The organism is Streptomyces morookaense (assembly GCF_013030945.1).
Lineage (GTDB): Bacteria > Actinomycetota > Actinomycetes > Streptomycetales > Streptomycetaceae > Streptomyces > Streptomyces morookaensis.
Window position 1 is genome coordinate 103,439 of record NZ_JABBXF010000046.1, and the last position, 11,634, is coordinate 115,072.

Annotated in this window: 13 protein-coding genes and 1 pseudogene; 4 read left to right on the forward strand and 10 right to left on the reverse strand. The window is 68.1% G+C overall.

Going from position 1 to position 11,634, the window contains the following annotated elements; genetic code table 11:
- Positions 1–12: 12 nt before the first annotated feature.
- Both HG542_RS20775 and HG542_RS20780 read right to left on the reverse strand, forming a co-directional pair.
- Positions 13–453, reverse strand: a complete 441-nt coding sequence (locus tag HG542_RS20775; RefSeq protein WP_171083611.1) for a DUF6233 domain-containing protein — start codon at positions 451–453, stop codon at positions 13–15.
- Positions 454–637: 184 nt separating this feature from the next.
- Entirely contained in the window at positions 638–1,033 is a 396-nt protein-coding gene (locus HG542_RS20780; RefSeq protein WP_176606781.1) for a DUF8825 domain-containing protein, read from the reverse strand.
- 207 nt (positions 1,034–1,240) lie between these two features.
- Here HG542_RS20780 and HG542_RS20785 point away from each other — a divergent pair, with 207 nt between their 5' ends.
- Positions 1,241–2,062 carry a hypothetical protein gene (locus HG542_RS20785; protein WP_171083613.1) on the forward strand — a complete coding sequence of 274 codons (822 nt, stop codon included), beginning with the start codon at positions 1,241–1,243 and terminating at the stop codon, positions 2,060–2,062.
- Between the two features lie 11 nt (positions 2,063–2,073).
- Here HG542_RS20785 and HG542_RS36070 read toward each other — a convergent pair.
- The 3 genes and pseudogenes from HG542_RS36070 to HG542_RS20795 all read right to left on the reverse strand — a co-directional run.
- A pseudogene (locus HG542_RS36070) lies at positions 2,074–2,219 on the reverse strand (Tn3 family transposase); the annotation flags it as partial.
- Positions 2,220–2,559: 340 nt separating this feature from the next.
- On the reverse strand, positions 2,560–4,227 hold the full coding sequence (locus tag HG542_RS20790) for a hypothetical protein (RefSeq protein WP_171083614.1): 1,668 nt from the start codon (positions 4,225–4,227) through the stop codon (positions 2,560–2,562).
- A gap of 127 nt (positions 4,228–4,354) precedes the next feature.
- On the reverse strand, positions 4,355–5,287 hold the full coding sequence (locus HG542_RS20795) for a hypothetical protein (protein WP_171083616.1): 933 nt from the start codon (positions 5,285–5,287) through the stop codon (positions 4,355–4,357).
- A 39-nt stretch (positions 5,288–5,326) separates the two neighbouring features.
- Here HG542_RS20795 and HG542_RS20800 point away from each other — a divergent pair, with 39 nt between their 5' ends.
- Positions 5,327–5,677 (forward strand): helix-turn-helix domain-containing protein, encoded by a 351-nt coding sequence (locus tag HG542_RS20800; RefSeq protein ID WP_229922848.1) that lies wholly within the window; start codon positions 5,327–5,329, stop codon positions 5,675–5,677.
- A 211-nt stretch (positions 5,678–5,888) separates the two neighbouring features.
- Here the strand turns inward: HG542_RS20800 and HG542_RS20805 are convergent, their stop codons facing one another.
- The 3 genes from HG542_RS20805 to HG542_RS20815 form a co-directional block, all read right to left on the reverse strand.
- Entirely contained in the window at positions 5,889–6,434 is a 546-nt protein-coding gene (locus HG542_RS20805; RefSeq protein WP_171083618.1) for a hypothetical protein, read from the reverse strand.
- A 253-nt stretch (positions 6,435–6,687) separates the two neighbouring features.
- Entirely contained in the window at positions 6,688–7,515 is an 828-nt protein-coding gene (locus HG542_RS20810; protein WP_306665325.1) for a class I SAM-dependent methyltransferase, read from the reverse strand.
- A 454-nt stretch (positions 7,516–7,969) separates the two neighbouring features.
- Positions 7,970–8,287, reverse strand: coding sequence for a hypothetical protein (locus tag HG542_RS20815; protein WP_171083620.1), 318 nt, complete (start codon positions 8,285–8,287; stop codon positions 7,970–7,972).
- Positions 8,288–9,076: 789 nt separating this feature from the next.
- On the opposite strand from HG542_RS20815, the gene HG542_RS20820 reads away from it, so the two are divergent.
- The gene (locus HG542_RS20820) at positions 9,077–9,661 is read left to right on the forward strand and encodes a hypothetical protein (protein ID WP_176606782.1); all 585 of its coding nucleotides are present in this window, start codon (positions 9,077–9,079) and stop codon (positions 9,659–9,661) included.
- 45 nt (positions 9,662–9,706) lie between these two features.
- Here HG542_RS20820 and HG542_RS20825 read toward each other — a convergent pair whose 3' ends face one another.
- Positions 9,707–9,934 (reverse strand): hypothetical protein, encoded by a 228-nt coding sequence (locus tag HG542_RS20825; RefSeq protein WP_171083622.1) that lies wholly within the window; start codon positions 9,932–9,934, stop codon positions 9,707–9,709.
- Between the two features lie 87 nt (positions 9,935–10,021).
- Positions 10,022–10,516: an HNH endonuclease family protein gene (locus HG542_RS20830; protein ID WP_308699107.1), complete on the reverse strand. Its 495-nt coding sequence runs from the start codon at positions 10,514–10,516 to the stop codon at positions 10,022–10,024.
- 17 nt (positions 10,517–10,533) lie between these two features.
- Here HG542_RS20830 and HG542_RS20835 point away from each other — a divergent pair, with 17 nt between their 5' ends.
- Positions 10,534–11,241, forward strand: coding sequence for an AfsR/SARP family transcriptional regulator (locus HG542_RS20835; RefSeq protein ID WP_171083623.1), 708 nt, complete (start codon positions 10,534–10,536; stop codon positions 11,239–11,241).
- The last annotated feature ends 393 nt before the right edge of the window (positions 11,242–11,634 follow it).

The following is an 11,634-nucleotide window of genomic DNA, read 5'->3' on the forward strand; positions in this document are numbered from 1 at the left end:
CCTCCTGTCGCGTCAGGTCTGCAGCCGTCCGGCTCCGCACGCCTCGCACGGTTCGGCGCCTGGCCTGCGCAGGGCCTCGACGGCTTGCTCGGTGGTGAGGTCCGCCGGCCCCCGCTCCATCCAACAGTCCTGGTGGTGGACGACGGTGCGGCGCGGGCCGGTGGAGTCGTAGGCGCGGCGCATCTGCTGGATCTTCCAGCGGTCGGTGTCTGCTGCGGGGGCGTCGGGCGCTTGGCTGGCGCCGGAGGCCGGTGCAGCCGGTTGCGGTGTCGGCGGTGGGGCAGGGTGGCTGCGGCCGGTCCGGGCGCGGGCGATTGCTTTGAGGTGCCGGCGGATGGGCACGCCTCGGTAGGAGGTGCCCTCCAGTGGCTCGACGTGGGTGGACGGGACAGTGAAATGGACGTCGGAGGGCTCGCACAGATCGCGTCCCGCGATGAACTGGTGCGCGACCACAGCGGCAGCGTTACGTCGTACCACCAGCGGCCGTCGGCGCTCTGCCAGCGTCCTTTGAGTCGGCCGACGATTTCCTGTCCGTCCGGCAGTCTGATCCACACGGGCGGGCCCGGCGCCTGCTCCGGGACCTGGCTGTCGCCACTCAGGCCGTGCTCGCCGTGCTCCTCCACCGCAGCCGGTCCTGCTACGCGGCCGTGGAGAAGCCGTGCCCGCTGTCCGCGCGTTCCTCGCTGCTGGCGGCGCTGTCCTCGTCGTCGATGTGCTTGAGCGCCGAGCGGGCCGCGACCGTCCTCCCCGTGCTGGCGTATGCGGCCCAGTGGGGGTGGCACACGATGTCGGCCGCCAGGTTCCGCTCGCGCTCGCGCAGCGCGCTGACGGTCTGCTGCTGCTCCTCGGTCCAGCTGGACGTGGGCGGGTGCTGGACGGGGTACCAGTGGCCTTCCGGCCGCGTGTAGCCGTCGTGCGCCTCCACCGACCACGGAAGCTGTCTGAGCAGGGCGGTCAGTTCGGCGCGGACCTGGTGCAGTTCGCGCTGCGCTGCGCGCAGCTCGTCGGGGAACGGGAAATCAGATTCAGCCATGACGGCTGAGGCAATACCTCAGCCTGTTCGATATTGTTCGAACGACGGACACGGGACCGCAAAGCCCTTCCCCCGGGCACCCGTCCACTCGGACGGGATGAGTGCGCACGTTCACCCCGTCGGCGTCGTACTGGCGTACGGTATTTACATGATCACGCCACGGGTTGGCGTGAGCCTGACCGTCCTGCATGAGGGGGAATCCGAAAGATGACCATGCCGCCGCCCGAGCAGCCGCCGCGGCCCCCGGCCCCGCCCTATGCGCCGCAGCAGCAGCCGTGGGGATACCCGCAACAGGCCTACCCGCAACAGGGGTGGGGGCCGCCTCCGGCACAGCCCCAGCGCGGTCGTGGCTCGAAGATACTGATGGTCTGCGGGGTGACGGTCGTTGTCCTGGGGGCCCTGGGGCGGTACGTGAACTCCACCGTGAACCACAGCCACAGTGACGGAGGTTCTCATGCGGCAGCCGGCGCCTCCGGACACTCGGATAACAGCACCTCCGGCGCTCCGGCCTCCCCCGCCGCGCAGCGCTACAAGCTGACGGTGCCGCGCACCCTGCTGGGAGGCCGGTACACGCTGGACAACGACATGACTCACACCATGGAGGACGGGCTCAGCTCCGAGCATGAGGGTCCGAACGAGCACAACATGCACGGGGCGGGCGGTCAGTACACGGATGCCTCCGGCGCTTCCGGAACGCTCCAGGCCGCGGGCATGTACGGCACCATCGACGACCCCAAGACCGCCATGCGGAGCATGTTCCGGGGGATGAACGAGAACCCGGGCGTGGAGGTCACCACGCCGGCCAAGGACTTCACGCCTCCCGGCGTCCAAGAGGCCGTCAGCTGCGAGGAGTTCGCCTACACCCGGCCCGGCCAGACACAGGCGGTATCGATACCGGTGTGCGACTGGTCCGACCACAGCACCGTAGTAACCGTGACCATCCCCGACGCCCCCTCCCCCGTCGGCCTTGAAGCGCTCGCGAAGACCACTGCCCAGGTGCGGGATGCCATGCGCGTCCCCGCGAGCTAGAAGACCCGCCAGTAGCGGCCCAGGGCGTTGAGGTTTTGTGCTTGAGCGGCGAGAGCCGGGCGACGTCCTCGTCCCGGATCTCGTGGTCCTGGGCGCACAGCTCGGCGACGGCGGCGGCCGTCCAGAGCACCACGGCGTTGAGCATGAGGCTGAGGGAGGACGAGCTGGTCCTATCCGAACCAGCCCAGCTGACCGTCCGACAGGGCCGAGCGCAGTTTGAGTCCCTGAGGGTAGCGGTCCGACTGTTCTCGAGTTAGCTCGGGGAGAGTTGACGAGATCCCGTCTGATCTGATTGATCGGGCGGGATCTTGGCGTTTCTGGGGTTTGTTCGAGGTGGTTTGCGAACTCGGCGGCTCTGGTGGGTGGTGGCTGGGCTGGCTGTGAGGCGAGTTCGGGGGTGATTCCGGGTGCGGAGGGCATGCCGGTGTCGCCGCTGGGCGGGTGGACCGCTGCGGTCGTGCGGGGTGCTCTTCGTTGATCGTGCGGTGTGGTGCTCATCACGGTGGCGGGATCCCGGTGTTGGCGGGTGCGGTCGTCATGGCGGGGTTGCCGTTGCCGGGGTCGCTGCTGGCGGTTTCCGGTGTGGGTGTGGTGCCGGTGGTCAGGTGCCAGTCGTGGAGGATCTGCAGGTTGAGAGTGCAGATCATCAGGGCGACGAGGATGGTCTGGGCGACGCGTCCGTGGGCGAGGCGTTTCCTGGGGTTGCCGATGTCGACGCGGTGGCTCTTGGCGCGCCCGTTGAGCCCTTCGTTGTTGGCCCGGATGGGTTTGTAGGCGTCGTGCCAGGCCGGGCCGAGGTAGTGGAAGTCCTGCCGGAATTTGTCGTGCGGGCCGAGGCCGCCTGGGTGGAGGGTGATGGTCGGCTTCCGGCAGATCCGCGGCAGTTCATCCTCCGGAGGGGGACGCAGACGCTCGGCTGTGGGGATCGGAACGGTGGGTTTGGCCGCCGTGTGAGCGGAAGTTGCCCGGATGTTGGTGAGGTCCACGGTCTTCGGCTGTGCGCTGGCGGTGCCGTGGACGTACTGGAAGCGGGGGCAGTTGACCGAGGGCGAGGGCCCGGCTGCGGGGCACTGAAGCCGGATGGTGCCGCGTGCGTCGGCGGCCTGCTTGGTTTTGAGGAAGAAAGGCTGACGCTGGGCGATGAGCTCGGCGAGCTGAGCGTCCATGTCGCGGACAGCGCCGTCGTCCAGGCCCGTGGTGGCGTGCGCGAAGCGGGTCGGCATGGCAGGGCAGGCGAGGGAGCCGTCGACCAGGAGGGCTCCGGAGGGCGCGCTGCCCTGGACACCGCGTTGTGCTCGTTTGTAGTCGAGGACGAGACGGTAGCCCAGGCGGCGGGCAGGCTCGGCGAAGTGAGGGGTGGTCTGGTCGGTGTAGGCGCGGTCGACGGCCAGAACCCCGGCCGGAAAACCGAACGGGGCCAGGGCCCCCAGAGCGTGGATAGCGTTGGGGCCGAGGCGTTTGCCAGGACTGTCCAGCACCAGCCCCAGGGCGAGTTGAGGATGCTCGGTGATCCGATGGCCCGCGCGTGGATGGCCTGCTGGATGGCGACGGCTGCCGGCGACGAGCAGGGTCGCGCTGTGACCGAAGATTCCCTCGGTGGAGCCCGCGCAGTAGTGCCATCCGGCCGTGATCTCGATGGAGGCCAGGCCCTTGTGGGTCTGTGGCTCGTCGTGCCAGGCGGGGACCGGCGTGGTGTCGATGCCGATGTCGCCCTTCCAGCCCTTGAACAGGCCGCGCTTGCGGGCCAGGCGGACAGTGACCAGGACCAGCCGATCGCTGATCTCCTGCAGAAGCTGGCGTCGCCGGAGGTGCTCCGCGTCCTCGTCCTCCCAGGCCGCGGCGTGCTCGGCGGCTTCGTCGGCGGGCAGATGGCGGCGCCGGTCGCACCGGTGCGGGTCGAGCGCGCTGGTCAGCCGGTCCAAGGCGCGGTAGACGCGGCGGGAGAACGCGATCCGGAAGTGCGAGTCGCGCCGGTCCCCCTCCGCGACGCCGAGCCAGCCCCGTGCGGTGGGGCGGAGCTCGTCGAGCAGGACCCGGCAGGCATCGGCCAGTGTCGCGCTCTGGTGGTAGTGCAGGGACAGCAGCAGGCCCACCAGCACCGTCCGCACCGGCAGCCCCTCCGGCCCGGGACGGCCGGCCAGTTCGGCATCGATGAGGCCGAGCACTCCGCTGTCGTGCAGGAGTGCATCGAGCTGGCCGACCTTGGAATCGGGTATCTCGGAGGGTGCGTCGGTGACCGGACGGGGCCGGCATGCCTGATCTTCTTACTGTCCCGCCAGGAACGGGGGACGGTCACGGCCTGGCGCCCCGCAGAAGCCGGGCTGCGGTGTCGTCGTCGAGGGGCGGCACGTGATGCTGGTAGCGGGCCAGCGAGGCGGCCGAGGCGAGACCCGCGGCCTTGGCGATCAGATCGTGGCCGAGCCCGGTGGCCATCAGTTGCACGATCCACGTGGCCCGCAGCCGCCCCACCGACACTCGCGGCAGACCCTCCGGGGGCTGGTGCACGAGCGACCAGGAGCCGATCAGGTTCTTGGCGTACCCGACCGTGCGGCCAGGACGGAACAGGTAACCCCGCCCGGCTTGCCAGGCCAGCTCCTCGAGGATCTCCTCCCAGCCGGACCGGGCGGCCAGCGGATACTCGCGCGTGACGCCGGTGTGCACCAACGGACCGTCTGCGTCACCGCGGCGCTGAAGATGACTCCCGAGGGTGGCGGCGACCTCTCGGGGCTGGAGCCCGTATCCTGCCCCGAGACCCAACAGCGCCTGAGCGTCGCTGCGTTGCTGGCCGCGCAGATGCTCCGCCCAGTGCTTCAGGCCCGACAGGTCGGCCCGCTCATAGGGAGGATGGGACGCGGGCTCGGCGTGCAGACGTGCCGGGGCGGCCTCGCCGCGCTCGCTCCAGGCCAGCGCGTCCCGCACCCGCAGCAGCCACGTGCGGTAGGTCCGCACCGACGACGGCTCCAGACCGGCAGCGCGCGAGAGCACGTACGCGTCGATGACCTCGTTCCGCAGCCAGGCATCCGGATCCAGAGGATGTCCGGCCTTGACGGCCCAGACGGCCAGGGACGCGGTGACGTGCAGCAGTCGTTCCACTTCGTAGGGAACCGCGCTCACCGTGGCGGCCACCACCGATCTCACCAGCGGCGCGACCTCCTCCCAGACGGGCGGGGCCATGCGCGGCCGGTAGCGGGCGATCTTCGCAGAAGTCTGTGGATCAAGGATCACGGTCCACGAATAGCGGCTGGACAAGCAGCCGTCCGGAGATTGATCGACTTCGACAGAGAGGACGGTGCGCGCATGGTCGGCGGACGCGCCCGCGCACACCCCCCGCGGGAGATGACCGATGATCCGGAAGCCTGGCCCGAGGCGCCCAGCCCGGATGCCGGGGCCGAAACCGTGCGCCAGATCGCCCGCCGTCTCGCGCGGGCGATGCGGGACCGGGGGCTGAGCCTGCGTGCGGTGGCTGTCGGCTCCGGAGTCAACCGGCAGGCCATCGCTGATCTGCTCGCCGGGAAATCCTGGCCGGACGTGGCGACCGTCGCCCGGCTGGCCGCCTTCACCGGTTTGCCGTTGTGGCCGGACGGGCCCGTTCGTGCTCGGAGAAGCAAACAATGAGCCTCGATTCGTGCCCGGAATCGCACGGCTGCGACCGGGCATGACGATTTCGCGGCTCCGCACCCAACACCGGGATGATCTCCACTAGTGTCAGGACATGCGAGAGCCACCTTGGTAGGGACTCAAGCAACCGGCACCGCCGAGGTCAGATCTCGGCGGTGCCAGCCTCATCCGCCGCAGCGGGCCGAAGCCGCACCCGGCGGACGCCTCGTCAGACCACCCGGGCCTCCTCCGGAGTTTCAGCGGCAACGGGAGGCTTGAGCGCGAACCAGGCCACAGGGTCCTCGACCACCAGCCCCTGCTTCGCCATGGCCTTCAGCCGCGAGCGCGTCGTCTCCACCCGCTTCTCGCCGATCGCCGACACCAGGTGCTGCAACTTCACCGACCTGCCCCTCTGCGCGAGCAGAGCCAGAATCCGCTCACGGGCCACTTCCAGCGACAACTCCTGGGGCGCTGACCCCGAATCCTCATCCGCAGAGCCGGCGGCCTCGTCGGACCCCGGCCCGCTGGCGTCGTGCCCGGTCTCGTCACCGGTGGGGCTGCCGTCTGAAGGCCCCGGGCGCGGGTCACTGGCACTGCCTTCAGCGCCAGTGGCCCCCAGGGAAGCGAGCGTCGCGCGAGTGATCGCCAGATGAGCCAGGCGCTCCTCCACCTGCAAAACCTTCTCGCTCAGGGCTGCCATCTTCTCGCGCAAGCCCGTCAGCTCTCCCCGAGCAGCGGTCTCTTCCTCGTCCAGCAGGCCGAACAGTGACGTCATTGCCAGCCCTTGCGATCGTCCTTGGCAGCATCTGGGATCCGGCCCCAGAGCAGCCAGAACCCCGCCCACACCGTAGGGGAGCCCGCACAAGATCGCAGAAGGTGATCGCCAAAGATCCCAAACGACAACTGCCGCCCAGATCAAGCCAGATAGCGGTCACCAGGCGACAAGTGAAGATCACACCTGGTGGGCCGATGGTGATGGCTCAAGGGGATGCGGCCAGGCAGAAGCCGGGGGAGGTGGAAGTCCTGGCTCAGCTCGTGGTGCGGTGAGCCGTGACATCCCTGCCTTCCACCGTCAGTGGCTGTTGTTGTTCCGGTCTCGAGCGGTGTCGCTCGAGCGGGAGTCTCAGTATCGGGTGATCGCGGTGGGTGCCGGGCATGAGAAGGCGGCGTACATGGCCGTCTCGGCGCAGGCCGTCGGGTGGGGCTCGCCGTGGTCCCCAAGGAGGACCGTCGCCCCTACTCGGGTCGCCGACGCGCGAGATGAACAATGATGTCGGCGGCGATCTCGACTGTCTCGGGCAGGACCCGCGTGATCGCGTCGTACGCCTGCTGTCGCCATCCGGAGCAGTCCCGTCGGGAGACGGAACCTCATCGGTTTCCAGGAACGGCGCCCGTGCCGCGCGCACAGAATCCTCGACAGTTGGGTCAGCCACCTGAACCGGGCCACCGAACGAGGCGAACACACCCTCCGGCTCCAGCAGCGCGGCCACTCGTGACCACCGATCCTCCGGGCGTGTCCAATGCAGGGCTGCCGCCGCATAGACCAACCCATAGGTTTCACCTGGCCGCAAGTCCTCGAACGCGACCCGCACGGTCGTCACGTTCTCGGACACGGTCTTGTTCAGCTCAGCGAGCATGGCGGCGTCGGGCTCCGTCGCCGTGACCGTGACCCCGTGCTCAGCGAACAGGCGGGTTGCTTTGCCTGTCCCCGCACCGATCTCCAGGGCCGTCCGAACCGGTCGGCCCGCGTACGTCATCACCAAGTCGAAGAGCTCTTCGGGATACCCCGGCCGGAACCTTTCGTAGGCTTCCGCGATCGCGCCGAAGCTCAGTGCACGAGCAGACATGCCGAGCATCCTGGCACGATCGGGGCAAACAGCGCTTGGCAATACTCAGTGGCTTGGCCTTCCGATCTCGAGCGGTGCCGGTCGAGCGGGAGTCTCGGTCGGATGACTCCGGCAGATGCCTGGCATGAAAGCAGGGCCTCTTGGTAGCTCGAAGGGTGTCTACGCCAGCAAGCAGTCCAGGAGGCCCTGTTGTCGCAGGGCGGACAGTGGCCGGCAGACCAACGCCAAGGCATCGATGCCAGTCGTAGCTCGGGTCAGGCCGCCGCCCGAAGCGGTACCTGATCATCCTCACAGTCGTAGCTGGCCGCGGGGTCTGTCGTCTCTGTCAGCTCCCAATTTGGGACCTAAGCGGCTACGACGAAGTCGAGTGCTGATCCTTTTTGGTCCCCAGGTCCTCGGCGAGGCCGTACGGAGAGGGAATGGTGGTGCACCTCTCCGTGCCCGTCTGGAGGGCGATCCCCGCTCAGGATGAGCTGTGCTCCTCGGAGTCATTCGGGGCCGTGGGTGGTGCGGCGAGTCTGCGGTATCCGACGAACGCGAGCATGAGAACGGTCATGCCGACCACACCGGCGAGGGCGGTCAGGAATCGGGTCCACCATGTGGCGCTGTTGTTCGGGGCAAGGGCCCAGAGCACAGCCACGGGGCTGCCGACGAGCAGCAGGAGGCGTCTGGGATCCCACCGCTTGTGTTCCCTGGTGCCGTCAAGGCTGATCGGGAAGAACCAGGGCGCCAGGAACTCTGTCCACGCAAGGCGCGACAGCCAGGGGAGGCTCTTCGGCATGACAACCACACTTCATCAGACAGCTGGATCAGCACAACCGTAACCGAGACGATCAAATAGACATGTTCTACTCAAGTGTCGCCTCTGAAGGAGGGGCGGGCAGAATGCGATCGCATCCAGGGATCAGCAGCAGACTTCACCAAAGCTGCTTAGTAATCGTCAGACGTGATGGCCTGATCGGGGGGTCCGGGCTCACCGCAGCGTATGTTGAGCCCTCATCCGCTCTACGGCGCAGGCTGACCGGATCGGCTGGAGCGCCACCACTCGTTTACCAGGATGACGCGCCTGGAACCCCGGCGCGACTCAAGCATCCGGCAGACTTGAGCGGCCCCTGAGCCGCTTCTGGAAGCGTCGCTGACTGGGGAACTGGGCCGCACTCGACGCCCGGCTGAACTGTCGCCTGCCGGACGTGCGTCGGACCACGCTTCAACGCCTGTCGACCCGGCGCATGGCCCCGGGTTCCTACCGTCCGCACTGGCCGTCGCCTGGTTCCAGGTCGCCCCCTGCCGTCCAGCAGGCGCCAGCGCTGACACAGCCTTACCCAGCACGGCGTGGGAAGGCTCGCCCGGGGCTTAGAACTCCGAGCCTCCCGCAAGCACGGTTCGGGAAACGATCAACAAGCAGATGGGGAGTGATCTCCGACACACTCGCGACGCTGCAGGCCCACGCCACTCGTGAACACCCGCGGTCAGACGTTTCGGAGCTTCGGAGTGTCCGGGCGTGTCGCGCCGCTGCGTCTTACGTAGTCACCTGTGACAAGGCGCCCGAGACCGGGCGACAATCCAGCACATGGATGACGCGTTCACACTCCTGCGGCGAGCCACCGATCTCCTGCCCGCAGGCGCGGTGGCAGAGAACGGCCAGACGGTCGGAGATGTTCGCGAGGACATCGAGCGCCAGGAATGGGAGATGGCGCTCGATGTCCTCATCGAGATCGCGGATGTCCACCCGGCTTCCGTCACCTTCTGGGAGATGCTCTCTGAGGCTGCTCGGCAGATGATGCTCGAGCGCAGCCGCCGTTGGTGCGAGTGGCGGGGCTGGGAGGTCCAGCACGGCACGATCCGTGCGACCCTGACCCTGCTGGGTGCGGAGGAGGGCGGACGCCAGAGCGCCTTCTCAGGCGACGGCCGGCTCAGGCCTCAGTGGGACATCGGTCACCGCACCGCAGCCGGACAGCAGGATCTGAACATCGCGCGGCTCTGGGTGGAGTTCGCGACGCAGCTCGGTCCGGGAGAGACAGCCGATGTTCGCCTGGCTCCCCTGCAGCCCGAGCAGTGGCAGCATCTGAAGCCCGGTGACGTGATCACCATGCACGAGGCCCGACCTGCCGTTGGCATTGCGGAAGTCATCGAGGTCTCGCAGCCCCGTGTCTGAGACCACTGGTCGGCCGGGCGCGAAGAGGCCGCGGTCGGATGGCACTCAGTCGCCGTCCTGGGTCTCTGTGAGTCGGCCGGCGCTGGTGCGGAAGTCGGGCATGCCGAGGTGGACGGTCCTGTGCCGAGCCGCGAGGTCGCGCATGGTGGCGAGCTTCTGCTCGGCGGCGGCGATGCTGGCCTCGATCGCCGCGACCTCGCCTTGCCACCCCTGTTCCTTGGCTTCCTGGAACCGGTCGAGCAGGTTGGAGCAGATCTCCTCCAGCCGGGGCATCTGCGCGGGGTCGGGTCTGGAATGGGGTGCCCGTTGAATGGACCGCCCGTGCGTTACTACTTCGAGAGGGTGCCACGTCGGCGCCGGTCAGCTGCAGGTGTCGAGCATGTTCCCGAGGGCCTTCTTCTCAGCCGTCGTGGTGGTAAGCTTCCACTTCGCCTTCACGTGCGTGTAGTCCTCGGCGTACGTGCACCAGAACGCCTTGTTCTGCGGCTTCCACCTGTCGGGGCCGGAGTCGCCCTTGGCGCTGTTGGAGGGCTCGGAGGCGATGATCAGCTGCGGGTCCTTCAAGTCGTTGCCGAAGTCCCTCCGCTGGTCAGCTGTGCACTTGTCGGCCCCGGCTCTCCACGCCGCCGCCAGGGGAACAAGATGGTCGATGGTGGCCTGGGAGACGGTGGTGATGGTGGTGCCGTCGTAGGGGCTGTACCACGATCCCTTGGCAGGCTGACAGCTTCCCGGCTTGTCGACAACTCCCTTGCCATCGCGGGCGAGTACGGCCTGGCGGGTGGTGCAGTGTCCGTGCTTGGCCCAGATGTCGAACTTCGACCTCGCGTAACCGGTCATCGAATGCTGCGGCGCCACCTTCAGTACTCGGTCCTGTGACCGTCACCGGGATCGAATCCTCCGGCCACGGACCCAAACTCGCCTCGCTCGCCGCACTGATCTACTTCAAGCCCGGCCGCAGCGCAGACGAACTCTGCAACGCCATGGACCCAGCATCCCCCTGGTCGAAGAACACCCTCCAAGTCCGCATTTCCGAACTCCGCAAACGCCTCGGCACCGACGCGGACGGAAATCCCCACCTCCCCCGCGACCGCAACACCGGCTACCGCCTCAGCACATCCGTCCGCTGCGACTGGGACCAGTTCCGGCAACTCACCGAATCCGGCCTCCGCAAAGGCCCGACGACGGGCATCGCCGATCTCGAAGCAGCCCTCGCCCTGGTACGCGGCCGCCCGCTGTCCGGGGGAACCCACGCCTGGGCCACCTGCCAGGTCCAGCAGATCACCTCCCGGATCACCGACACCGCCCACACCGTCGCAACGTGGCACCGCGAAGCACACCACCCCGACCTCGACGCCGCACGCCGCGCCATCGCCACCGGCCTCGACGCCGACGACACCGCCGAACTCCTCTACCAGGACTGGATCACCGTGGAACACCAAGCCGGCAACCGCGCAGGCATCTTCCACGCCATCGACGCCCTCCAGGCCGTCAACCGACGCCTCGACGTCGATATGCTGCCGCAAACCGAAGAACTCATCACAAGCATCCTCGAAAAGCCGAAGCAGGCCACGGCCATCTGATCGGCGACATGGATCACAGCATCGCCTCCGAGCTCGAAGGTCTGCGGCAGGTGCCTGCCCAGCGCCGATGAAGCCCACAAGATCCAGCAGCTGCGCCGACATCAACATCGGGACGAGCCACAGGCGTTGGGAGCCTGAACGGCTAGGAGCGGGTCCGGCTGCGGTGGATCAAGAGCGGGCCGGCTTGGTTATGACGGCCGCCGTCAAGGCCCCTCCCTGGAGTCCGACAGCGAGTGACGTCCGGCGTAACCGCCAACGTCGTATCGAAGTTCGTGGAGCCCCACGACGGGATCGGTGCCGAGGAACCCGGCCCCACGCCGCTCGGCCCGACCTTCACCCATCAGCGTGGAAGTCCATGCTGTGGGCGAAGCCGTAGCATCCAGTTCCCGTTGG

Coding starts and splice junctions, on each gene's coding strand:
- HG542_RS20780 (WP_176606781.1), bottom strand. CDS start 1,033: ATGGCTGAATCTGATTTCCCGTTCCCCGACGAGCTGCGCGCAGCGCAG.
- HG542_RS20785 (WP_171083613.1), top strand. CDS start 1,241: ATGACCATGCCGCCGCCCGAGCAGCCGCCGCGGCCCCCGGCCCCGCCC.
- HG542_RS20805 (WP_171083618.1), bottom strand. CDS start 6,434: ATGACGTCACTGTTCGGCCTGCTGGACGAGGAAGAGACCGCTGCTCGG.
- HG542_RS20810 (WP_306665325.1), bottom strand. CDS start 7,515: ATGCTCGGCATGTCTGCTCGTGCACTGAGCTTCGGCGCGATCGCGGAA.
- HG542_RS20815 (WP_171083620.1), bottom strand. CDS start 8,287: ATGCCGAAGAGCCTCCCCTGGCTGTCGCGCCTTGCGTGGACAGAGTTC.
- HG542_RS20820 (WP_176606782.1), top strand. CDS start 9,077: ATGGATGACGCGTTCACACTCCTGCGGCGAGCCACCGATCTCCTGCCC.
- HG542_RS20825 (WP_171083622.1), bottom strand. CDS start 9,934: ATGCCCCGGCTGGAGGAGATCTGCTCCAACCTGCTCGACCGGTTCCAG.